Annotated in this window: 26 protein-coding genes and 1 pseudogene; 6 read left to right on the forward strand and 21 right to left on the reverse strand. The window is 59.4% G+C overall.

The window, feature by feature from the left end; genetic code table 11:
- Positions 1–5 precede the first annotated feature (5 nt).
- The 16 genes and pseudogenes from IOD40_RS08750 to IOD40_RS20035 form a co-directional block, all read right to left on the reverse strand.
- A complete protein-coding gene (locus IOD40_RS08750; protein WP_198476145.1) occupies positions 6–446 on the reverse strand; it encodes an NlpC/P60 family protein in 441 nt (146 codons plus the stop codon).
- The gene (locus IOD40_RS08755) at positions 443–1,330 is read right to left on the reverse strand and encodes a DUF2163 domain-containing protein (RefSeq protein ID WP_198476146.1); all 888 of its coding nucleotides are present in this window, start codon (positions 1,328–1,330) and stop codon (positions 443–445) included. The genes IOD40_RS08750 and IOD40_RS08755 overlap by 4 nt, the downstream gene beginning before the upstream one ends.
- Entirely contained in the window at positions 1,327–1,968 is a 642-nt protein-coding gene (locus IOD40_RS08760) for a DUF2460 domain-containing protein (protein WP_198476147.1), read from the reverse strand. Before IOD40_RS08760 ends, IOD40_RS08755 begins: the two co-directional genes overlap by 4 nt.
- A gap of 21 nt (positions 1,969–1,989) precedes the next feature.
- The gene (locus tag IOD40_RS08765) at positions 1,990–2,496 is read right to left on the reverse strand and encodes a phage tail tape measure protein (RefSeq protein WP_198476217.1); all 507 of its coding nucleotides are present in this window, start codon (positions 2,494–2,496) and stop codon (positions 1,990–1,992) included.
- A 66-nt stretch (positions 2,497–2,562) separates the two neighbouring features.
- Positions 2,563–2,778 (reverse strand): rcc01693 family protein, encoded by a 216-nt coding sequence (locus tag IOD40_RS08770; protein ID WP_198476218.1) that lies wholly within the window; start codon positions 2,776–2,778, stop codon positions 2,563–2,565.
- Entirely contained in the window at positions 2,775–3,113 is a 339-nt protein-coding gene (locus IOD40_RS08775; protein ID WP_198476148.1) for a gene transfer agent family protein, read from the reverse strand. The genes IOD40_RS08770 and IOD40_RS08775 overlap by 4 nt, the downstream gene beginning before the upstream one ends.
- Entirely contained in the window at positions 3,110–3,520 is a 411-nt protein-coding gene (locus tag IOD40_RS08780; protein WP_198476149.1) for a phage major tail protein, TP901-1 family, read from the reverse strand. Before IOD40_RS08780 ends, IOD40_RS08775 begins: the two co-directional genes overlap by 4 nt.
- A gap of 45 nt (positions 3,521–3,565) precedes the next feature.
- Entirely contained in the window at positions 3,566–3,976 is a 411-nt protein-coding gene (locus IOD40_RS08785; RefSeq protein WP_198476150.1) for a DUF3168 domain-containing protein, read from the reverse strand.
- Positions 3,977–4,126: 150 nt separating this feature from the next.
- On the reverse strand, positions 4,127–4,462 hold the full coding sequence (locus IOD40_RS08790; RefSeq protein ID WP_198476151.1) for a phage head closure protein: 336 nt from the start codon (positions 4,460–4,462) through the stop codon (positions 4,127–4,129).
- Entirely contained in the window at positions 4,463–5,032 is a 570-nt protein-coding gene (locus IOD40_RS08795; RefSeq protein ID WP_198476152.1) for a head-tail connector protein, read from the reverse strand. It lies immediately after the preceding gene.
- Between the two features lie 90 nt (positions 5,033–5,122).
- Positions 5,123–6,382 carry a phage major capsid protein gene (locus tag IOD40_RS08800; protein ID WP_198476153.1) on the reverse strand — a complete coding sequence of 420 codons (1,260 nt, stop codon included), beginning with the start codon at positions 6,380–6,382 and terminating at the stop codon, positions 5,123–5,125.
- A 1-nt stretch (position 6,383) separates the two neighbouring features.
- Positions 6,384–7,058: pseudogene (locus IOD40_RS08805) on the reverse strand (HK97 family phage prohead protease).
- Positions 7,051–7,374, reverse strand: a complete 324-nt coding sequence (locus IOD40_RS08810) for a DUF6107 family protein (RefSeq protein ID WP_198476154.1) — start codon at positions 7,372–7,374, stop codon at positions 7,051–7,053. The pseudogene IOD40_RS08805 and the gene IOD40_RS08810 overlap by 8 nt, the downstream one beginning before the upstream one ends.
- Positions 7,375–7,385: 11 nt before the next feature.
- The gene (locus tag IOD40_RS08815) at positions 7,386–8,540 is read right to left on the reverse strand and encodes a phage portal protein (protein WP_198476219.1); all 1,155 of its coding nucleotides are present in this window, start codon (positions 8,538–8,540) and stop codon (positions 7,386–7,388) included.
- Between the two features lie 12 nt (positions 8,541–8,552).
- Entirely contained in the window at positions 8,553–9,848 is a 1,296-nt protein-coding gene (locus tag IOD40_RS08820; protein ID WP_233713904.1) for a DNA-packaging protein, read from the reverse strand.
- A complete protein-coding gene (locus IOD40_RS20035; RefSeq protein WP_233713905.1) occupies positions 9,775–10,296 on the reverse strand; it encodes a hypothetical protein in 522 nt (173 codons plus the stop codon). Before IOD40_RS20035 ends, IOD40_RS08820 begins: the two co-directional genes overlap by 74 nt.
- Positions 10,297–10,534: 238 nt before the next feature.
- On the opposite strand from IOD40_RS20035, the gene IOD40_RS08825 reads away from it, so the two are divergent.
- From IOD40_RS08825 to IOD40_RS08840, 4 genes are all read left to right on the forward strand, one after another.
- A complete protein-coding gene (locus IOD40_RS08825) occupies positions 10,535–12,676 on the forward strand; it encodes a transglycosylase domain-containing protein (protein WP_198476156.1) in 2,142 nt (713 codons plus the stop codon).
- Positions 12,677–12,783: 107 nt separating this feature from the next.
- A complete protein-coding gene (locus tag IOD40_RS08830; RefSeq protein WP_198476157.1) occupies positions 12,784–13,365 on the forward strand; it encodes a DUF1214 domain-containing protein in 582 nt (193 codons plus the stop codon).
- Positions 13,358–13,897, forward strand: coding sequence for a DUF1254 domain-containing protein (locus IOD40_RS08835; protein ID WP_198476158.1), 540 nt, complete (start codon positions 13,358–13,360; stop codon positions 13,895–13,897). The genes IOD40_RS08830 and IOD40_RS08835 overlap by 8 nt, the downstream gene beginning before the upstream one ends.
- A 609-nt stretch (positions 13,898–14,506) precedes the next feature.
- On the forward strand, positions 14,507–15,142 hold the full coding sequence (locus IOD40_RS08840) for a DUF2336 domain-containing protein (RefSeq protein WP_198476159.1): 636 nt from the start codon (positions 14,507–14,509) through the stop codon (positions 15,140–15,142).
- Here the strand turns inward: IOD40_RS08840 and IOD40_RS08845 are convergent.
- Genes IOD40_RS08845 through IOD40_RS08855 form a run of 3 tightly spaced genes read right to left on the reverse strand, consistent with a single transcriptional unit; the run spans position 15,129 to position 18,049 of the window.
- On the reverse strand, positions 15,129–15,476 hold the full coding sequence (locus tag IOD40_RS08845) for a DUF1491 family protein (protein ID WP_198476160.1): 348 nt from the start codon (positions 15,474–15,476) through the stop codon (positions 15,129–15,131). The genes IOD40_RS08840 and IOD40_RS08845 overlap by 14 nt on opposite strands.
- Before the next feature lie 13 nt (positions 15,477–15,489).
- Positions 15,490–16,338: a peptidoglycan-binding domain-containing protein gene (locus IOD40_RS08850; protein WP_198476161.1), complete on the reverse strand. Its 849-nt coding sequence runs from the start codon at positions 16,336–16,338 to the stop codon at positions 15,490–15,492.
- Complete coding sequence (locus tag IOD40_RS08855; RefSeq protein ID WP_198476162.1) at positions 16,310–18,049, reverse strand: sensor histidine kinase; 1,740 nt, start codon at positions 18,047–18,049, stop codon at positions 16,310–16,312. The genes IOD40_RS08850 and IOD40_RS08855 overlap by 29 nt, the downstream gene beginning before the upstream one ends.
- Positions 18,050–18,485: 436 nt before the next feature.
- On the opposite strand from IOD40_RS08855, the gene IOD40_RS08860 reads away from it, so the two are divergent.
- Complete coding sequence (locus IOD40_RS08860) at positions 18,486–18,818, forward strand: DUF5330 domain-containing protein (RefSeq protein WP_198476163.1); 333 nt, start codon at positions 18,486–18,488, stop codon at positions 18,816–18,818.
- Between the two features lie 52 nt (positions 18,819–18,870).
- Positions 18,871–19,302, forward strand: coding sequence for a SufE family protein (locus tag IOD40_RS08865; RefSeq protein ID WP_198476164.1), 432 nt, complete (start codon positions 18,871–18,873; stop codon positions 19,300–19,302).
- Positions 19,303–19,311: 9 nt separating this feature from the next.
- On the opposite strand, the gene IOD40_RS08870 is transcribed toward IOD40_RS08865, so the two are convergent.
- Both IOD40_RS08870 and IOD40_RS08875 read right to left on the reverse strand, forming a co-directional pair.
- Positions 19,312–20,121, reverse strand: coding sequence for a DUF6456 domain-containing protein (locus tag IOD40_RS08870; RefSeq protein ID WP_198476165.1), 810 nt, complete (start codon positions 20,119–20,121; stop codon positions 19,312–19,314).
- On the reverse strand, positions 20,118–20,465 hold the full coding sequence (locus tag IOD40_RS08875; protein WP_198476166.1) for a helix-turn-helix domain-containing protein: 348 nt from the start codon (positions 20,463–20,465) through the stop codon (positions 20,118–20,120). Before IOD40_RS08875 ends, IOD40_RS08870 begins: the two co-directional genes overlap by 4 nt.
- Positions 20,466–20,675 lie beyond the last annotated feature (210 nt).

Below are 20,675 nucleotides of genomic sequence, written 5' to 3' on the forward strand. Positions count from 1 at the left end.
CCCGATCAGGTAGTCTTTTCAGGGAAAGCGAAGACACCAGCTATGCGGCGCCGCCACTGAGGGATGAGTGGCGAAATCATCACGGCATGCCCTTCATAGGCATGAAGAAAACCGTCCGAGTTGATGAGGATGCCGACGTGCTTGGCCGCGTGGTGAGCCCGCCAGCGAAATATGAGAAGGTCACTGGGGAGAGCCTCAGAGATATTCTTTTCAACTGCGTGACGCCTCGCGGCATCAAGCATGCGGTCCTTGGACCCGACTTCGGCCCAGTCAGGAGAGTACGGCCCTGGCTCTTCTGGCTCCGTACCGTACAGACTTCGCCAAACCCCGCGGACCAAGCCCAGACAATCGCATCCTATGCCTTTGCTCGATGCCTGATGCCGGTAAGGCGTGCCGACCCATGTGAGCGCCTCGGTCATTACAGCGCCGCGGATATCGCCAGTCATTCAACCAGCGCCCCGCCGTCATGGAGCATTTCGTCGGAGACATATCGATAGGCCGCATCATTTCCCGGCAAGTGCGGGAACCCGCGAAAGTTCAGACCATTTCCGAACTTTTCCCGACACGCCTGAAAGCTCTTGTCGCAACCGGCTATGATGACAAAGGTGGTGCCTACCACTGGCTGCGAGCCGGCCGCAGAAAGGGTGAACACACGCTTTCCTGCTCTTGCAGTATCCGCTTCCACGAAAGCCTTTCGACCGGTGACACCTCCGCTGGTCCAGCTGATCTCGCCATAGCTGAACCACCCGGCGGGAAAGCCATCAAGGCCGCGAACCTCGAATGTGCCAGATCCGATGACTGCCTCGACGATCCCGCTGCCTTTCAGCATCGGGTCGTCCGTCGCGACTTTGCAACGTGCGTCACCGAGCTGCGCATCGCATTGGCGGCGCAGGATGCGTCCGTTTGGCTTGTCGAGGCTGGTCATAAGGCTCTCGAGTTCGGCGACGAACTGGCCGTCCCTGCGTTCGATCCTTCCTATCGTTGCCGTTCTGAGCCTCACGAACTGCCGTGCGTCCGTCCAGTTGACCAGGAGGGTGTCGATCCGTGCCCCGTCATAAGTGCCTGACAGGATGTCCGCGTCTGTGAGAACATCCGACGACAGCGCGCCCTCAACTTCGGCCGTATCAACTGCCATCCCCAGCGACGTGCGGACCTCCGACTGGGTAAACCCCGATTGCGGTTGAAATTGTTGACCCTCAATTTCGAGCGGGCGGTCGTAATCCGTAAACCCGAGGGTCTTTCCATCCCGGCAAGTCATCAGCCAGCAATGACACAAGGTGGTACAGACCTGTTCCAGATGTGCCCGAAGTTCCGGAGGGTAATCGCTCATGGCAAGATCAGCTCCACTATGGGGATGGATGGGATCTGCCCGGCATTGAAGGCCGTCAGGTTGATCTCGATGCGCTCGGTATCGAACCGTGCGGGCACGTCGAACTCGTAACCGGCACGGACCTCTTGGCCGACGCCGGGGGTCGAACCGTCGACAAAAGTGACAACGCCAGACTCGATATCGACTTGGAAGCTCTCGGGTTCCGAAGCCACGCCCCCCACCGAGATCAGAACGCTCTCGTCAACCGGCTTGCGGATCGGCCTCGCATAAGCGTCGTCACCTTCGCCGTACCACTTGATGAGCTGAAATCGCGACTTCTCACCATCACCTATGCCGAGCAACTGGTCGAGAGCCGTCGGTTGTGCCTCAGGCGAGCAAGATTTCATGTCGAAAGGATCGCGAAAACGGAAGCCGTGGAACGGGCCACGCCTCGCTTCAAAGAACTCGACGATCTCATAAAGTTCAGTCATTGACCGAACGCCCGTTCCCGCATCAAACCGACGCCGCGAATGTGCATGTCGCAGGTTTCGTTTTTCGCGACCTGACGTCAGCGCCACGATCTCAGTGCGCCGCTCCGGCCCTCCGGTCGCGCCAAAGGATATATCGATCGGAAAGCGGACTTCGTGAAAGCTTTGCATGGTTCCTCCGCGCACGATCCGTCAAAGGGTACGGGTGCCTCTGGTCACGGCCCGCGCAAGCATGCCGGTGACCTGCGCTTCTGACTTGCGGAAGGAGGACACATCCGGCGTCGTGACGTTAAAGACGATGTTGACGGCCCCGCCCGAGCCGGGGCCCGCTACACCCAGCCTTCCATCGGCTCCCCGCGCCAGCGGTAATATTGCCTCCGGACCCGCTTCCCCCATAAGGCCGGTCGTCTTCCCCATCGGGAAATAGGTCGGCGCAGAGACAATTCCGCCGCTGGCAAACGGAACCACACCGCCATTCGCGAAGGGCAGCACCTTTCCTAAACCCCCGAACATGGATGAGAACAACCCGGATGCGAGGTTGGTCAGCGGCTGTAGCCCTTGGCTTAATGCCATCCCGGCCAGGTTGAGACCGATCCGGCGCAGCGTATCGTCGAGGGATTTCCCGCTCAGTACCGCATCCTTGAGCGCGCCAGACAGCTGACGGCCGAAGCTTTCCGAGAGCTTGCTCAGATTGCCGATCGCGTCAGCAAATGGCTACGTGTCTGCTTCGATGCTGATTTGGAGCCGTTCCCGTTCCGTCATGCTTCATGCTCCTTGGTCATCGGGAAAGATGCGCATCAGTTCGGCCATTGCCGATCGTGTCGGAGGAAAACTATTGCCTCCGATAAACCGCAGTGCATGAGACAATTCCTTTGGCGTCATCGCCCAGAAAGCGCGTGGAGGCAGCCGCAACAGGCCCAGTCCCAGCGCGATGATCGCATCCCAGGGGAACTGGTGCGCGTTTCCTGTCGCGGCACTCAGGTGCGCGGCGTCGTACTCGCTTCGGCAGCGCCGAAAGTTACCTTCAGCAGTTCCGCTACGATTGCAGCCGCACCCGTCACGCCGCCCTCGATCGCCATTGAACCGACATCGGTTGCTTCCACCTCGGTTCCCGCCCCGCGCAATCCGGCAGCAATGACTTCCATCAGGTCGCGCGCTGAAAGCCGGCCACTCGAAAACCGTTCGGCGAGCGCAGTGAGATCACTTGCTGAGAATGCGTGCTCCAGTTCAGCGAGTGACCCGAGGGTCAGGCAAAGTGTGCACTCGCGTCCGTTGATCACCGCGGAGATCTCTCCGCGCCTCCGGTTAGCGCTCATGGCAGAGCCTCAAAGGTAATCGCCCCGGCGGACTCCAGCGCAACGTCGAAGCTCACCTCACCATCGTGGGTGCCGGTATATTCAAGCGCCGTAATCTGGAACGGCCCTGCGACCGTACCGAAACCGGGGATCAGCAGCTGCCACGACGAGATCGTCCCGCCGAAAAAGCGGCTGCGCATAGCCTCGTCCGACGCGGCGTCCTTGAAAATTCCGGAAGCGCTGAGCGATGCACGCTGGACACCTGCGCCCCCAAGCAGCTCTCGCCACCTCCCGGCAGAATCGGCATCCGTGATATCGACTGTCTCGCTATTGAACGCCAACCGCTTGCTGCGCAGCCCCGCAACGGTGACAAAGCTGCCGCCGTCGGCGAGTTTCAATAGAAGATCCTTGCCCTTCTGTGCCGCCACAGGGGTTCTCCTTCCGTCTCTCGATTTGGTGGGTGACCTTGAAGGTCAGTCAGTGGGCTCGGTCACCGCTCTGAAGCGCAGGATCCCGTGATAGATCGCTAGATCATCTATGTAGCGTACTTCCTCGAATTCACGTCGCAGGTTAACGAGACGAAACCCATCCAAAGCTAGTTCCGTGTCGTGTAGCGCAGCTTTGACGTGTTCGAGCATCAGGAGGGTCTGTTTCTTGCCCTTTTCTTTGGACCAGGCGTGTACGGTGAAGAGATGCTCAGAGCCATCTTCCGTGCTGGTGCTCCAGTCAAAGCCCGTGGTTCGGCCAAAGGTGAAATAGGGAAAAACCACGTTCGCCGGCGCGTGATCGTAAAGTCGCACCTCCCCGAGCATCTCTGCCAGCGGCGCCGAAGCTTTCAGCGTGGCGAATATCGCCTTTTGCAGCTCAAAGGTCGCCGACATCATTTAGCGCTTTCCCCGCCCTTGGTCTTCGGTCCGAAAAGTCCGGATCCGCCTTCCTACCAACGTAGATCGTCTCGGCACTATCCGCCAACTGGTGCATGTGGGATCGTAGCGCACGGATAAGACCCTCCAATGTCACTTTGACAGAGACCTTCATCGGCCGATCTCTCGGGTATGACAGACTAGATAGCGGGCCGTTTCATCAGGATCGTGCACAGTCAGGATTTCCAGTATCCGGCGACCATGTTTCAACCGGAGCCCACTCGTGACATCCGCGCGGTATCGTATCGTCACGCGATGGCTCAGCGTTTCAAGCGTCTGATCGCCTCCAAAGCGGCTTCTGGCAGTCACTGGTTCTATAAGCGCGAAGAAGGTTGCCACCTCCGACCAGATCTCGCTGCGCCCTCCGCCACCGTCCGAAACGATACTTGCGGCTTCCATGGCAACCTCATGGCGAAATGCGCCTGGGTCTATGAACTCCGTGCGCATCTACAATCTCCTTGAGCGCCATGGCGCAATCAGCCTTTCATATCCGGCAGGAAATGAATGCGGCTGGCTCCTCGGCGCTAGATGCGCGCGGAATTCATACCAATGCGCCGTCAGCAAAAGGATCGCACGCTTGAGAAGATCCGGCACGTCAGCTCCAGCCTCGCCGAAGCCCGCCTTGAAGTCTATTTCATAACCATTTCCGGTCTTGGCCCGGTCGGCCTGCGTGGTGAAATAAAGTGCGGCCGGACGCGACTGAGCCATGAGCCGATAGGTGGCCGGATCAAGCGTTTCACCCTCGCCATCCTCGCCGAATGCCGTAACTGACACGATCTCGCGCACGGGGTGCCGGCGCAGCAAAACTCTTCCCAGCGGGGGCAGCACGTCGAGCGTAAGCCGCCAGCTTTGATCGAGAAGTGCCAGACCGCAGGCCGCCTCCACCTCTTCTCGCGCGGCGCTGATCAGTGACGCGATCAAAGCATCCTCGCTGTCGTGGCTTACTCGCAATGTCTGCTTGGCTTCTGCCAACGACACCGGCTCGGCTTCCGGCGCTATCGTTCGAAAGAGGACCATGAGCACCTCATGTCAGCTGAAAAGAAAACGGCCCCGGCAAGGGGACCGGGGCCGTCGACGAAATCTCAGGCAAGCGCCCAGATTTTCGTCTTACTCGGAGCCGAACTTCAGCAGCTTGATGGCGTCGAAATCCTGGATACCTCCGCCAACCCTCTTCGTCGTGTAGAAGAGGACGTAAGGCTTTGCGGAATACGGGTCACGAAGCACCCGCACTCCAGCGCGGTCAACGATGAGGTAGCCGCGTTTGAAGTCACCGAAAGCGATGGGGGTGGCACCAGCGGCAACGTCTGGCATGTCTTCTGCCTCTACCAGAGGGAAGCCAAGCAGCATTGCTCGTGCTCCCGCCGATGTGGGCGGCTGCCAAAGGTAATTGCCCTCGGAATCCTTCATCTTGCGGATCATCGCCTGGGTTTTGCGGTTCATCACCCAGTGCGCATTTTGCCGGTATCCCGCCTTGAGAGCGTAGATGAGATCGAGCAGCTTGTCCGCCGGGCTCGTCGCCGCAAATGCGCCATCCTCTCCGGTGTCGAGAGTGCCAATTTCGCCCCAGCTGCGCGTGCTGTCATCCTCCTGGTCGTAGGCCAGAAATCCCTTCGGCTGATTGGTCCCGCTTCCGTTGATGAAAGCATCCCCCTCCTTCTCGGCGAACGCGGTTTCAACCTCGCTCACAATCCACTGGTCGAGATCGACCACCGCGTCCTCAAGCAGTGATGGGGTTGCTGCAGGCATGGCATAAAGTTCTGCCGTCGGGAACTGGAGTTGGTCGAGGACCGGAGAGTCCGTTTTCGTCCGCGATCCTGTTTCCGCGGCCCAGCTAGCCACAGGTCCTGTCACTGTGAATGGCTTGCGCAACGTGGGACCTGATACTTGTCGAACAGATGCGATCGCTCGGATAGGCGAAATTTCCGCCAGACGTCGGCCGATCTCCGCTTCGATCGTTTGCGGGACAACGTAGCCGCCATCCACGTTCGAACCGTAGGACATGTCCTTTGTTTCGATCGTTCGAAGCTTTTGCTCCTCGCCGGAGCGCATGTAGCTTTCGAAGGCTTCCTTATGCTCCAGATCCGCGACACCTTTTTGGCCATCGCGCCCCAGGGCCGGTCGAGCCCGTTTCAGGACAAACTCGTCGATAGCGCGCTTTTGTCGATCGAGCGCTTCCGAGATCCGGTCGACTTTTTCCGTCGTGACCACATCCGCGCTTTTGCGCTGCTCGATGTCTCGCAGACGCTGGTCATTTTCGTCCCGAAACGCAGCGAAGGTCGCCATGAACTCGTCAAAGCCATCAGCCAGCGCGGCAAGATCAGCCGAGCCGGATTTCATCTCTGGCGCAACTGGGCCCAGATTGGTCATGTCAGCTTTCCTTTTGTGAGATGATGCGTGTCGCCTTGCGGATACGCTCGGCAAGGGCTGCGTGTATCTGCGGCGTGGCATCCCGCTCACGCACCAGGGAAGCGAAGCCGCGCGTAACCACCGCGCGCGCCTCGCCTCGTGTCAGCTTCGCATCCCGCGTCAGCCAACGCTCGAACTCGCGGACCGACGGCAACCGTCCCGCCGCAAGTTTGACGTTTTCGACCCGCGCCTCCGGCAGCATCGGAAACGTCACGATCGAGATTTCCCAAAGATCGGCCTAAAGAATCCGGCGGACACCTTTTTGGGCATCTTTTCTCGACCGCACGGTTCGAAAACCGATAGAGAGCCCATCAAGAGCCCCGCCTCGCATGAGTTCGCGCACTTCCCGCGCGCGGCCCACTCCTTTCGCCAGGCGGCCGCGAACGAACAATCCTCGCTCATCTTCGCGGATATCGATCCAAGTACCGATCGGCTCGTTCGGATCATGCTGAAACAGCATCCGCACGCCACCTGTTCCACGCTTCATCAGCGAACGTGCGAACGCCCCCTTTTCGACCACGTCGCGTGCAAGATCGGGTCGCTCGAAAAGGCTCGCATAACCGGAAAATGTGCCATCTCTGTCCAGCCCGACCTGCGCATCCGCGACCTTCTTTTCATAGCGAAGGGTCTCATTCATCGCCGGTTTCCTTGCTTATGGCGCCTTTTGCGCGGAAGAAGCGAACCAGCAGGCCGAGCGTCCACCAGGCGCACAGGCTTGCCGCCGCCGACCCCATCAAGACCAGTTCGTAAGGACCTAGTTTTTCTGCAATTCCGAGTTCCGCAGCGATCTTGAGGCCAACGGTGCCGCCGAAGACGAGGCCGCTGGCGACGCCGATACCTAGCCGCACCGCAGCTTCTCGACGGCTGTGCGGCAGCAGATAGGCCAGCGAGATCGCCGATCCCGCAGCCGCGCCGCCGGCTCTGGCCGACCAGAGCCAGAATGTGTCTGACATGTTGAGTGTCCTTAGTTGCGCGGGCCGTAGCCCACCGCTTCCCGTTTCTCTTCGTCGGTCAGGAAGTCTGCGGCCCCGATCCGGGACCAGAGCGCCTCGCGCTCGACCGCGAGGCCATCGATTTGGTCATGGTCAAAGGACAGGCGCAGTCCCTCGCCGAACTTCGGCCCAAGGAATGCAGAAAGTTCAGCCGCTGTCTTGGAGACAAGGGGCAATACCGTCATCCGATAGAAAGCGCGGTTGGCTTCCTGATAATTGGCGTAGGTGTTGTCGCCCGGAATTCCGAGGATCATGGGCGGAACGCCAAAGGCGAGAGCAATCTCGCGACTGGCACCATTCTTGGCCTCGACGAAATCCATGTCCTTGGGGGTTAGCCCCATGGCCTTCCATTCCAGTCCTCCCTCGAGCAGCATGGGCCGTCCGGCGCGGGCTGCACCCGCATAACCGTCCTCAAGTTCGCCCTTGAGGCGCTCATATTGCTCCTCCGTCAGATTGCCTCCCTCCTTGGGGGCGTAGACGAGAGCTCCGGACGGGCGGGCAGAATTGTCCAGCAATGCCTTGTTCCAGCGTACTGCCGCATTGTGGATGTCGAGCGCCATGAGTGCTGCCTGCAATGGCGGAAACCCATAAAGATCATCCAGCGGATGGAAGAGGCGAAGATGCATCGCGAGCGCGCCCTCCTCGCCGTCCATCGGTATGCGCCGCCGTCGCTCCTGCTGCCTCTGCTCAAGTGCAGTCGGCCAGCCATCTGCGTCTGTGACGACCATGACCTGATCCGGACGAAGCAGATGCAGCTCGCGGGTATTTGCCGCCTCGACCAGCTCAACATAGGCATTGCCCGACATCAGGAGATGTCCGTACAGGATCTCAAGAAAGCTCGCGCCAGTGGCTCTCGCATTGGGGCGCATCAAGAGGTCGAGCAGCGGATGGTCGACCAACTCGCTTTTTTCCTCATAAAGGAGCCACGGTACCGACGCGGCTGCCTCGGCGATCAGCCGTACGCAGCGATGTACCGTTGGATTTCGCATGAAGCCTTCGCGTGCCAGCGTCGCATAATCGCGCCGTGTCCAGGCGGCTTCTCCCTGTGCATGAAGAGCGACAAATCCATGAAGACTGCCCCCCTTGCGCTCGACGTTCTGTCGAGCCCACGGCCAGTTCCAACCCATCATTGAAATCCGTTAGCTAAGGTTTCGCACACGCGGGGCGCCAGCGCTGCCCAGCATCAATTCGCTCAGCGCCCAGACCAGCGCATCCACCCGATCAGGTGAACGACCACCGGAAAGACCGTCTGGCCCGAAATCGCACATCTCGTCCTCCAGTTCGCGAAATCGGCTGGGATGAACGACACGTTTTTGCGCATAAAGCGCGGCTACAGGCTCTGCCCGCACCCACTTTCCTCGGCTTGCCCGCACCTCCTTCACCGGCACGTTTGGATCGACGGTGCGCAACACCGCGGTAACCATCTCGCCACCCTGATTGATCTCGGCGACAATGGTGTCAGCCTGGTGCTCATGGAAAAGGGCGACACTGCGTGCCGCCCAATCCTGCGGGCGTGCTGCCTGCATCGTCGCATCCTCCAGCACAACGCCAGTTCCCTCGCTGTCGATTGCGGCAACGATGATGCCGCATGCGTCAGAGCTCTTGCGTGATGAGGCTGGGGGATCTATCGCGACAACAATTCTCCGCAACGGTCCGAGCGGCGCTCCCCAGGCTGCTTCAAGTCCTTGACGGGTCCACAGCGCGTCTTGCCGATCCTCGATGAGCTCTCCATCGAGTTCCTGCCTCCCAAGCCGCGAGCCGGCATACTGAGCCTCGATCGCTGCTATGAAGCCCGCTGCCAAATTCGCCTCATTCTCACGCGTCGGCATACGCGTGAAATAAAAGCTCGGATCGGACAGCAAACGCTTCACCAGCGGCACCGGCTTGGGCGTCGTGGTTACAATCTGCCTTGGCTGCTCGCCTAGACGCAGCCCGAATTGCAGCATGTCGAAGCACTCAACGGCATTCTTCCACTTCGCCACCTCATCGCACCAGGCAGCGTCGAATTGCGGCCCGCGAAGGCTTTCGGGGTCCTCGGAAGAAAAAGCCTGCGCCACCGCTCCGCTATCCCACAACAGCCGCCGGCGGGTTGGTTCATATCTGGGGCGGCCATTGCGAGAGATCGCTGCTATCCCGGACGGGCCATCCACCATGACTTCACGCACGTCCCCGAGCGTTTCGGCAACCAATGCAATTCGGAGATATCGAAGTTTCCGGGTGAATGGCGAGAAGCCACGCGCCAGCCCATTCACCCATTCTGCACCCAACCGGGTCTTGCCGGATCCGCGACCGCCCATCACCAGCCAGTTAGTCTTCTCCGCCCCCGGCCGATATTGTTTGCCGCGGGCGGTGCCGACCCACTCACGTGAGATGATCGCTATCTCCTCCTGGGAAAACGCCCTCTCCAGCCATTCTCTCTGCGAGATGCCTGGCAAGCTCAACAATCTTTCGATCGAGCTTGTCGAGTAAATCGGCGATGTTGGCATCGCTTGATATCTGCCTTTCGCGCGCTTCGTCTTCGTCACGCGTCGTCTCGAATATTTTGAGTAGGGTGCTAACGCTGCTCGAAAGCTCTGATACCGCCTTGTCCGCTCCGGGTTGGTCCTCATCAGGATCGAGCTGAATACGCTCCGCCTTTTCCAGCAGCCGGTCCTTCAATCGACCGATGCGTTCGCCGCGGCTGAGCCCTTGGGCTACCCCTGAGACTTTCCATCCGCCCCTGCGGGCCGTGCGCTCCAGGGCAGAGGCATTGAGCCGACAGGCCTGCGCAAGCCGTTCGAAAGTTAACGGGGCGCCCTCCATCAAGGCACGCCGAGCCGCCCACACGGCTTCTGCCCCGTCGGTCATGCACCCTCCCGAATTTCTGGAGATCTGGTCGACCAACGAACTCATCGCTGTGATGCGTCGCTCTGGACGCAATTTTCCGACCTTGCATGAAGCCTATCGAAGCACCGTTACGGTGTCAAGAATATATTCCTATATATTCTCACATTTTCTGACAGTAGTCTCGTCGCGCTTGCCGACCGCCCGGAAATGAGCAACAACAATCGGTGGTTGATCCTCGGATGAATTCTGCCTTCTGGCTCTATCTCCTTGGATGCGTTGCGTGGGCGTGAATTGGATGAAAAATCCTCGAAAGGATAAAAAGCCTGCCTCGCGATTGGCCAACAAGCTGCTCGCATTCGACGCTTGGCTGGATTCCTCGCTCTATGAAGCCGGATTCAAGGCGCGCGAAACTTGGGAAAACGTCACTATCTTCTTCCGTCGCTTCCGCGTTGCCGGCTGGAAGCGCGGTTTCTTCGAATTGGGAAGCGAAGCCTTCACCATCGGCACGGTCGGCGCGATCCTGATGCTCGCGCTCGCCCTTCCCGCTTTCGAGGAAACTCAGAAGGACTGGCGCAGCCAGGGCGATTTTGCTGTCACCTTTCTTGATCGTCACGGAAACGAGATTGGCCAGCGCGGCATCATCCAACGCGACTCCGTGCCGGTGGACGAACTTCCTGATCATCTTATCAAAGCTGTCCTTGCGACCGAGGACCGGCGCTTTTTCGACCATTTCGGCATCGACTTTATAGGTCTTGCTCGCGCGCTAACCGAGAACGTCCGCGCCAATTCGGTTGTGCAGGGTGGCTCCACGCTCACGCAGCAATTGGCGAAGAACCTGTTCCTGACCAATGAGCGCTCCATGGAGCGCAAGATAAAGGAAGCGTATCTCGCACTTTGGCTGGAGTGGAACCTCAGCAAGAAGGAAATCCTGCAGCTTTACCTGGATCGCGCCTATCTCGGCGGCGGCACTTTCGGCATCGCGGCCGCTGCTGACTTTTACTTCAACAAAAATATCAAGGAACTGAACTTGGCTGAGTCGGCGATGATTGCCGGCTTGTTCAAGGCACCCGGCAATTACGCCCCCCACATCAATCTGCCTGCGGCCCGCGGTCGGGCGAACGTCGTCTTGTCCAACATGGTCGATTCGGGCTTCATGACCGAGGGGCAGGTCCTGCATGCACGACTGCACCCCGCTACGGCCGTCGACAGGGCAGGACGCGACAGCCCCGATTATTTCCTCGACTGGGCTTTCGAGGAGGTCAAGCGCGTTGCGCCCAAAGACAGCCCACGCTCACTGGTCGCGAGAACGACGATCGACATGGGCGTCCAAAAGGCGGCTGAGGAATCTCTGGAATTCCATCTGCGCCAACATGGAAAGTCTTATCGCTTTTCCGAAGGAGCAATTGTGGCGATTGAGAACACCGGCGCAGTAAGAGCCCTGGTTGGCGGCAGCGACTATGCCCGCAGCCAGTTCAACCGTGCGACGAAGGCGCTTCGCCAGACTGGCTCTGCGTTCAAGCCCTACGTCTTCACCGCAGCTATGGAAGCGGGCTTCACGCCGCAATCGGTTGTACCGGATGCCCCTATCACATGGGCCGGGTGGTCGCCGCGAAACTACAGCCGCGGCTACGCTGGTCGTGTCCCCCTTTCTACCTCCCTCATCCGCTCATTCAACACGGTACCCGTTCGCCTTGCGAAGGATCATCTGACCATCCCTGTCATCATGCAAAAAGTGAAGGACATGGGTGTCGAAAGCGAGCTCAACGGCCACCGCACTATGGTCCTTGGTACCTCCGGAATGACGGTAATGGATCAGGCAACCGGTTACCTGACCTTGGCGTCAGGCGGCTTCACAGGTGTCCGGCACGCCATCACCCAGCTCGTCACCCACTCCGGCAAGGTGATCTACGACCAGAAGCGCGATGCTGCACCGCCCCGCCGGACAGTTACCGAGGAAGCTGTGGCCGCGATGAACTCGATCATGGTGCAGATCCCGGAGACCGGCACCGCACGCCGCGCTGCCCTTCCCGGCATCCGCTCGGCTGGCAAGACGGGCACTGCCCAAGCCTATCGCGACGCATGGTATGTTGGTTATACCGGCAACTACACAGCCGCGGTCTGGCTGGGCAATGACGACTATTCTCCGACCCTGAACATGACGGGCGGCTCTGTGCCGGCGATGGTCTGGCAGCGGCTGATGTCCTACGCGCATCAGGGCATCGAGCTAAAGCCGATACCAGGCATAGAAAAGCCGTTCTTGGATGACCCGCCGGATCAAGCCGTCGCTTCGTCAGAGGAGAATGGCAGCGTAGAACCCGACCGCCCGTCAGTGCTTTCCGCGCGGACGACGAAGGTTCTTTTCGAGCTGTCCGATGCCTTTCGCGATGCCGTTCCGCTTTCGGTTCCCCAGGGCCCTGAAACCCTTTCATCATTGTGAAAAGCAGGCTTTGCCTCCAGAACACCTTGACATTTTAGCCCCGGATGGCGACCGCTTGAGCCCAAGCCTGTCCAACCTCCAAGAAGACGCGAGCCGTCGATCCGTTAATGCTGAAGTCGCTTTTCCTGACAGCACTGGCTCTTGTGATTGCGCTTGGCGGTGGTGCTGGCAGCGTCTGGCTGGCGTTGGACTCCGACTTCGAATTTGACACCATTGAGGTTGGCGACTGGACCGCCTTCCCTACCCGTGGCACTCCAGATGCCGACCCATATTCTAAAGCGCGTTTCTCCCGGACCGCAGACTTGCTGCTTGGACGAGGCGAAGGGTTAACCTTCACGGCCAAGCGCGACTCGAATGGCTTTCCCCTAAGTGGGGCTTGCAGCTACCGACTTGAGGGCCCCACGCCGCCGGCTCGCTTCTGGACCCTTTATGCGCGCGATGAGGATGGTCGTGTCATCGACATGCCTGGAAACCGAGCTGCGGCGCTCCACTCCTACGCGGTGCTTCGCCAGGAAGATCAGACAATCATCACACGCGTCTCGGCTCACCCGCAGCCTGGAAATTGGCTCCCCGTGAAAACGGGAGAGTTTCTCCTCGTTCTGTCGCTTTACGACACCGCAATCTCATCGTCTTCGCGCATCGGCGAAGTAGTCCTGCCTCGGATCGTGCGCGAGGCATGTGATGGGTAAGCTGTTCCATGCGGTCATTGTAGGTGTCATCGGTGCCGCGATCGTCCACATCGCGATCCTGCTGATGGTGCCGGCATTTTCAGTCCGAGATGCCTGGTCCAGCCTGTCCCAGCGCAGTAATTATTACACGATGACCCGTCTTGATCAGGCGGCCGGACCGCCGTTGATCGAGACGATCGACCCGCTTTTCCTCGCGAGCGCGTGCCGCTTTGACCTGAATGAAGGCATCGTCCATCTGACAGGTGAAGGCAAAGTCCCCTACTGGTCCATCTCGGTCCACGACCGTACAGGCCAGAATGTGTTCAGCCTGAACGACCGCTCCTCTTCAAGCGGGCATCCTGACTTTGTCATCGCCACGAGCGACCAGATGATCGCAATTCGTAACGCTCTTCCCCCTGAGATGGACCGCTCTGTCTTTATTGAAGCTGATGTGGGTGAAGGCATTGTCGTGGTACGTGCTTTTGCACCGGACGAAAGCTGGCACCCGACCGTGTCAGCGTTTCTGCAAAGCATGAAATGCTTGTCTAAATAGCCGCTTGGATTAGTTCGAGTTCAGGCTTTTGCGCTTTTGTCCGCGGCGCCGCTTGATCGGCGGGGTCTCTTCGGGCTGTGACCAGCGCTCGTAACGCACGCCCGGAAATATAACGATCATCGCTCCCTCCTGTGGGGGAGAAGCCTTTCGACGGTTACGCAATCGTCTGTCAAACTGAAGAATGGTAGCCATTGCAATGCTCTCACTGAAGTTTCACAGGAGCAGACGCCACGCCTCCAAATTCAATATCGCGCAGAAGACAGTTAACGCACCGCTAACACATATGGCGTAATTTGATCGAACCGGATTGGCTATGTCGGCCAGTCGGGTTGTGTCAGTTGTTTTGCGTATTGGCCTGTCCTCGTGAACCCTTCGAGTTCTTCCCTGCCCAGTTCCTATCGCGCAGCCGGACGACCCGAACGTCTACTGAGGTCTGCGGTCAGCGCCTTCTGCTCCATTCCTCGGCCCACGCGCCGCGAAATCATCCAGCTCGATGACCTCTCAGATCCTCTCCTGGATTGCGTATCAGACGAATGCCTTCGCTATGTATCGGCAGCGCTCTCTGATCTTCCCTACGCCCCGCCCCGGCTGATCAGGCGGCTCGCCGGCATGCCTGTAGAGATTTCCGCTCCGGTGCTCATGCGCTCACCGGTCCTGACAGATATCGACCTCGTAGCCCTCATCGGCCGCCACGGCCTGCCTCATGCGCGTGCAATTGGCGCTCGAAAAGACCTGGACGAGCGTATCGCAAAACTGGTCGCTTCGATCAGCACCCTTGAGCAAAGCTCTCCTGACAAGGCAGAAGAGACCCGCAATCGCCTGCGTGCCATGATGCAGCCTGCCGTGAGCGACGACGAGACGGCTGCTGAGCCCATCCTTGAACAGCCAGCGCCATACGAGACCCTGAAAGCCGCTGCGTTAAGCGGACGGGCACATGAATTCTATCAGGCGCTGTCCGAGTTGCTGCAGATCAGCTCGTTCCATACGCGTCACATCGTTGAAGCCAATGAACGCGCCCATCTTCTGGCAGCACTGAGCGTACTGTCGCTTAGCGAAGAACAGGCCTTCCTGATCTGGAAATGCGTCCGCCCACAAGGCCTCGTCACCGCCTCAGCAATTTCGGATTTTATACACACTTACGTACAGATCCGCGGCTCGATGGCAGAGCGCATCATCAATGAATGGCGTAAGCTCGATCGAGCGGTCAGGGCTGGCGGCGAGAAGCCGGAGCTCAAGGCGTCTTGACGATCACCAGATCGTTGAAGGTAGCCTGATCCACCTCCAATTCCACAATCCAGACGTCGGGATCGAAGCGAACCTCTCGTTCGAGCCGTCTATCAATCTCGTCCGGATCAGGCGATTTGACGCTTTCGGAAAACAGCCTGTCCTGCGGCTTTTCCTCTTCATAGTTTGACTGCGGTGCCGGAGTGTAGAGCGTCGTGTCACCGAGCCGATCCCGAACGAGGATCATGACAGCGCCTGCCTCGGTCGCCCCACGTCGCACAATCGCAGCATAGCCGCCGCTTGAGAATGCGCGGCGCGTCAGCGCCGAGACCCATAGATCGGTGGTTACTCTCACAGCCCCGCCCGACTCAATCCGTCAGGCCGATGTCGCGCATTTTTGTGTAGAGCGCTTCATCGGGTTCGCCGGTCTGCGGAAGGCCGAAAAGTGACTGGAATTCGAGGATAGCGGAGCGCGTGCGCGCGCCCACCACGCCGTCTTCCTCGATGCCGTCATTTCCGAAGGCTTTCAGCCCGGCCTGGATCCGTCTGACTATCACGTCGCTACGCGGCGAGGCAGAGGATGTTTCGATGAGATCGGTGCCGGGTGAACCTGCGGGTAGTGGTGGTGCCGAAATCGTTGCTCTCGGCGCGGCTCCCAGCTGGGTCAGCAACTGGTCATCGATTTCGGCCCCACCGCCGAGCCCGACAATACGCCGATAATTCTCGATTGCTGCCCGCGTCTGCGGTCCCGTCAGACCGTCTACCGTCCCGGAGTAAAGGTTGAGCCCGCTGAGTATGCGCTGGACCTCCTCGACCACGGGATCGCCGGCACGGGCAACTGCCTCGTGTGGTGCAGCGTCGGGCGCCTGCGGTGGTAGCGGCACCGCATCTGGAAGCCGGGCAGCTTCATGTACGGCTTGAGATGGTTCCTGTCGCGAGGCCGAGGGCCGCTCAAGACGGATAATGGTCTCCGGCCGCAACGGCTGCTGCGCATCGGGTGATAACGGACGTGTGGCAAAGAACGCGCCACCATGCGCATGCGGCTGGTACCAAATCGCGTTGGCTGTCACATAGGAGAAGGCAACCGCAAACGCCGTCAGTCCACCCAAGGCAAAGCGATGGCGTATCAGGAAGCTGCCAACGCCACCTGTTTCCTCATCCTCGAAATAGTCCGCCGGACGTCGCCCGCTACGCGGTTTTGCGGAGCGCGTTGCCATCACAATCCCCTGTCTTGCCTTCCAGGGTCTCCCCGCCTGCAGCGGGAAGCCCAACCATCACCGTCGTGCCCAGTCCAGGAGCACTCTCGATGCTCATTGTGCCGCCATGCAGCTTCACCAGGCCCTTTACAAGGGAAAGGCCCAGACCTGTCCCCTGAAACTGCCTTGTATAGTCATTCTGAACTTGCCGGAAAGGCTGGCCGAGGCTGGAAAGATCCTCGGCTGAGATGCCGATTCCGGTGTCGTTGACGAAAATCCGAACCAGTTCTTCAGTCGAGACCGCCGTGACGCTGACGTTGCCGCCTTCCGGTGTGAACTTGATCGCGTTCGACACCAGATTGATCAGAATCTGTTGCACCGCGCGCTGATCGCCCATAACCGAGCCGAGGTTATCCGGAATCTTCACCGAAAGGTTGACGCCCTTGTCCTGCGCCTGCGGGTTCAGCATGGCGCAGCAAAGCTGAGCGGTCGGACGCAGGTCGAACGGCTCGACAACGATCTCGTACGAGCCCGACTCAATCTTCGACACGTCGAGGATCGCGTTGACGACCGAAAGAAGATGGTTGCCTGCCTCGCGGATAAGCGCGACCTGCTCCGACTGCTTCGTGCTCATCTCGCCCGAGATCTGCGGATGCAAGAGCATGTCCGAGAAGCCAATGATCGCGTTGAGCGGCGTACGCAATTCGTGGCTGACGGCAGCAAGGAAACGGCTCTTGGCAACTTCTATCGTGCCTGCCTTCTCCCGCGCCTGATCCAGTTCTTCCCGCAGAACGGCGTTTTCGGTTCCGTCGCGGATCAAAACGCTCACCGTTTCCGTGTACTCGTGCGGACGAACAATCTCGATCTCAAACGCCCGGTAATACACACCGCCGGTCACCGATGGCATGCGGACGCGGGCCGTGCAGCGCGAAGCTTCGCCGCTGTCGCGTGCCGCAGCCACAGCACACATGAAGCCAACACGGTCAGCGACGTGGATGCGGTCGAAAAGACCCGTGCCCAGAAGCAGGTCCGGATCAAGCTCGAACAGATCCGCGGCCTTTGCAGAGGCATTCACCGCCTCGCCGTTTTTCGCCAGACGGACGACAACCGCGTCAAAGCAAGCTTCCGGCAGCATGTCTGCAGCGTGCTCGGTTGCAGCCTCGCCCTCAGCGCTCGCCATCGTCCGCAACGCGATTGTTGCAGCGTAGAGGGCGGGCGAAAGCCAAAGCCAGATCTGTGCTCCCGCCGATGCTTCATTCGTCAACCACGAAGCGCCAAGGACAGCCGCGATTGCAGCAAGACCGCCGAGATAGCCCGCATTGCGCGAGCGCGTGACCCAATACGCTTCAACCGGAAGAGCTACAGCAAGCATAGCAGCGGGGGTGGCCAGTCCGCCCGCAAACCCGACTGCGACAGCCAGAACCAGCGTTCCGATCAACAGCGCAATGCTGCCGGCTTCAACCAGACGTCCCCGAATAGAAAGAAGAAGCGCGCAAAACCAGGTCAAGCCGACCGCAACGCAGAGCGCCGACACTGCCGTGAGCAGACCAAACGATGAAGCGACAGCCTGGGTCAGCAATGGCGCGACGACAAAAGGCCCCGCCAGCAGAACAGCGAGAAGCCGGCAATGTTCTGCCTTCTTCCCGTCGTCGGCTTTCGGATGAAGCAGGCGTTCGCAGCCTGCCTGCAACCCCTCGAACCAGCGACCTGATCTGGTTGCTTCTGAACTCAACTCAACGCACCCGTACAACGTCCGCTAGGCGGATCGAACTCTTTGACTGGAACCTCGCATCAGCGGTTTAAGGAAAGAATAAGCGCGGCCGCCTGAAGGGGTCGGAAATAGCCCAAATGCGCCCCGTAGCCTCATTTTCGGGTCATGAACTTGCGGCATGGTAAACAGAGGGTAATGGCGCAGATACCGACGGGCTGGACCGCCACTCCAGGTAGAACGACGGGAAAAATCCTTGGTGATCAAGAACCTACGACGGAAGACCTTTTCCTGCATCATAAAGCACCCGGCTTGCCGAAATGCCGTATCTGCCGATTTTCTAAAATTTGAATCAATGTTGACTCAAAAACCCGTCAACCTCGCAAGCGGCCGTTCTGGTTCGTCGTGCATTGGGAGTGTAGTAGTCCGGGATCACGCTTTGGCGGCGTCGAGGTAAGTCATGGGTTTCATCATCAGATCCGCGTTCTGGCTCTCGCTCGTCCTGTTGTTGATTCCTTTCGGCAACGGATCAAATGGCGAGCCTTCGGTAGGTGCGGTAGAGACATTTCTGGCTGCACGTGGCCTTGTTGCGGACATGGCGGGCTTATGCGAGCGCCGTCCGGATGTATGCGAGACGGGCCGGGCCGCAATGCACGTCATCGGCGTACGCGCTCAAGAAGCCGTGCGGATCGTCTCCAATGCACTGGTTGATGATGAGGACGAGACCACTGCAGAGCCGTTGGTGACGGGATCAATCCCTCAACAACCTGGTTCAGGCGTGTCATCCGAGTAGGTACCCCGCCTTATGGGGTGACGCAGGCGCTTGGGAGCACTATATCGCGGTCATGACCAGTGCTATTGACTCCATCCGCGACGATTTCTCCTTCCTTGATGATTGGGAGGAGCGCTATCGTTATGTCATCGAGCTTGGCGGGGACCTTGCACCCTACCCTGAAGAAGCGCGCGATGACAAACACAAGGTTCCGGGCTGCGTCAGCCAAGTCTGGCTGCACACCACACGCGGCCAAGGTGCTGATCCGGTACTCACCTTCCTCGGCGATTCCGACGCCCACATTGTTCGTGGTCTCGTGGCCATCGTGCTTGCGCTTTACTCGGGCCAGCGCGCGTCCGCTATCTTGAAGGCCGACGCAGAAGGGACGCTGCGTACACTCGGCTTGGACGAGCATTTGACGCCTCAACGTGCCAATGGTCTCCGCTCGATGATCCAGCGTATCCGGCGGGAGGCCGAAGCAGCCCTCGCCGAAGCCGTCTCCTGACCGCCCGGTCTATCTGCTGACACTGGGGCGATAGTCCGTCGTACCCCAGTGCAGAATTTGCCCTCCAGCATCTCTGGCCCTTGCTTCTGGCTCATAATGGCGAGCCAGGGCTGATAATGCCGACTTCAGCATCACCTTTGTTGAGCGAACGGGCCAGTTCCTTTCCCTTTCGACAGTCTCAAGTCCTTTCAGGAAGCAACAGACGTCAACAAGGATACCAGAAAACTCAGGACCAACTTCCGACAACGCAAGTTCGACACGTTGCCGTGCGGCAAGAGCGCTGGTTGAAAGGTCCTCGCTTCCGTTTTCACCCCATCCGGACTTCCCGACCGCGCCGCCGAGCGAACTCCAATTGATTCCAAGCCGCGGCATGATCTGGCCGTAGGTGTAGTCCATTCGCAGCCTCTCGCCTGCGCAATACTCCCGCTCGTCCAGGAAACGCCGGCCGCTGCGATCACGACGCCGCCACAGCAATGCCAATGGCGATTCGCCCTCATTGCTGATGCCCCTCTCTGTGCCGAGCTTGGTCACCCGCGTTACGAATTCGCGTTCCTGATGCTGAGCGGCATGCGCAGCGTCACCTGGCATTTCCAGTCGGCGAACAGCCTTTTTGCCAACATCCGTGAGGCAGGCGACGCCGCCTTTAATTGCCAGCAGCTCCTCCTTCGCCATCGAAGAGACGACTTCCGCCTCTTCCCCGATCACCCCTCTATCTCCGGCATCCAGCAGGATGCGTCCGTTCGATGCCCCTGCCCTTACATTTGCCGCGCCTTTGGCAAGGAAAGACAGGACGCGCTTCTGCCGCTTCTTGTCGATCATCTTCCGGCCTCGTTTGCATCCTCGTCTGAAATTCCGAATGCGGCAGAGATCACCCGTTCTGCAGTCTGCACGATCCGGTCAAACTCCAGATCATCGCGCATGTCTTCGATCTGATGACAGGCATAGAGCACCGTTGTCCTGTCCCGGCCGAACCCCGCACCAACGTCCCGCATGCTCAGAGCGAGCGTCACATGCGCGACGTACATCGCGATTTGACGCACGCGCGCAATATCCGCGGTGGAGCGACTGGGGTTGCGTAATTCCTTGCTGCTGATGCTGAACAGCGCGGCAATAATGTCGATGACTGCATCGCAGATTGAAAAGACCCGTTCCTCCCGGGGCATCTTGCTCAATCCACAGGCCCGCGCATCTGGTACCGACAGCGTTCGTGCCGGTCGTGATCTCCGCTCTATGCCATGCCCGGTCTGGTGAACTGAACACTGGCAACTGGGGCAGCGTTCGCCCTCAATTGCCCTTGCCTGTCTCGCTGTCGTCGATCGCACTTTCAGCACCCCGTAGACTAGGAATGCATTCTTATAGGCGATTGCGCGAGA

This window comes from Aquamicrobium zhengzhouense, from assembly GCF_016124105.1.
Taxonomy (GTDB): domain Bacteria; phylum Pseudomonadota; class Alphaproteobacteria; order Rhizobiales; family Rhizobiaceae; genus Aerobium; species Aerobium zhengzhouense.

Bases quoted from the DNA above. Each gene is read 5' to 3' on its own strand.
- IOD40_RS08760 (WP_198476147.1), bottom strand. From the start codon at position 1,968: ATGCAAAGCTTTCACGAAGTCCGCTTTCCGATCGATATATCCTTTGGC.
- IOD40_RS08800 (WP_198476153.1), bottom strand. From the start codon at position 6,382: ATGACCAATCTGGGCCCAGTTGCGCCAGAGATGAAATCCGGCTCGGCT.
- IOD40_RS08795 (WP_198476152.1), bottom strand. From the start codon at position 5,032: ATGGTCCTCTTTCGAACGATAGCGCCGGAAGCCGAGCCGGTGTCGTTG.
- IOD40_RS08875 (WP_198476166.1), bottom strand. From the start codon at position 20,465: ATGCCCCGGGAGGAACGGGTCTTTTCAATCTGCGATGCAGTCATCGAC.
- IOD40_RS08840 (WP_198476159.1), top strand. From the start codon at position 14,507: ATGCCTGTAGAGATTTCCGCTCCGGTGCTCATGCGCTCACCGGTCCTG.
- IOD40_RS08775 (WP_198476148.1), bottom strand. From the start codon at position 3,113: ATGAGCGCTAACCGGAGGCGCGGAGAGATCTCCGCGGTGATCAACGGA.
- IOD40_RS08835 (WP_198476158.1), top strand. From the start codon at position 13,358: ATGGGTAAGCTGTTCCATGCGGTCATTGTAGGTGTCATCGGTGCCGCG.
- IOD40_RS08860 (WP_198476163.1), top strand. From the start codon at position 18,486: ATGGGTTTCATCATCAGATCCGCGTTCTGGCTCTCGCTCGTCCTGTTG.
- IOD40_RS08850 (WP_198476161.1), bottom strand. From the start codon at position 16,338: ATGGCAACGCGCTCCGCAAAACCGCGTAGCGGGCGACGTCCGGCGGAC.
- IOD40_RS08830 (WP_198476157.1), top strand. From the start codon at position 12,784: ATGCTGAAGTCGCTTTTCCTGACAGCACTGGCTCTTGTGATTGCGCTT.
- IOD40_RS08785 (WP_198476150.1), bottom strand. From the start codon at position 3,976: ATGATGTCGGCGACCTTTGAGCTGCAAAAGGCGATATTCGCCACGCTG.
- IOD40_RS08810 (WP_198476154.1), bottom strand. From the start codon at position 7,374: ATGTCAGACACATTCTGGCTCTGGTCGGCCAGAGCCGGCGGCGCGGCT.
- IOD40_RS08870 (WP_198476165.1), bottom strand. From the start codon at position 20,121: ATGATCGACAAGAAGCGGCAGAAGCGCGTCCTGTCTTTCCTTGCCAAA.
- IOD40_RS08750 (WP_198476145.1), bottom strand. From the start codon at position 446: ATGACTGGCGATATCCGCGGCGCTGTAATGACCGAGGCGCTCACATGG.
- IOD40_RS08865 (WP_198476164.1), top strand. From the start codon at position 18,871: ATGACCAGTGCTATTGACTCCATCCGCGACGATTTCTCCTTCCTTGAT.
- IOD40_RS08815 (WP_198476219.1), bottom strand. From the start codon at position 8,540: ATGGGTTGGAACTGGCCGTGGGCTCGACAGAACGTCGAGCGCAAGGGG.
- IOD40_RS08755 (WP_198476146.1), bottom strand. From the start codon at position 1,330: ATGAGCGATTACCCTCCGGAACTTCGGGCACATCTGGAACAGGTCTGT.
- IOD40_RS08790 (WP_198476151.1), bottom strand. From the start codon at position 4,462: ATGCGCACGGAGTTCATAGACCCAGGCGCATTTCGCCATGAGGTTGCC.
- IOD40_RS08825 (WP_198476156.1), top strand. From the start codon at position 10,535: ATGAAAAATCCTCGAAAGGATAAAAAGCCTGCCTCGCGATTGGCCAAC.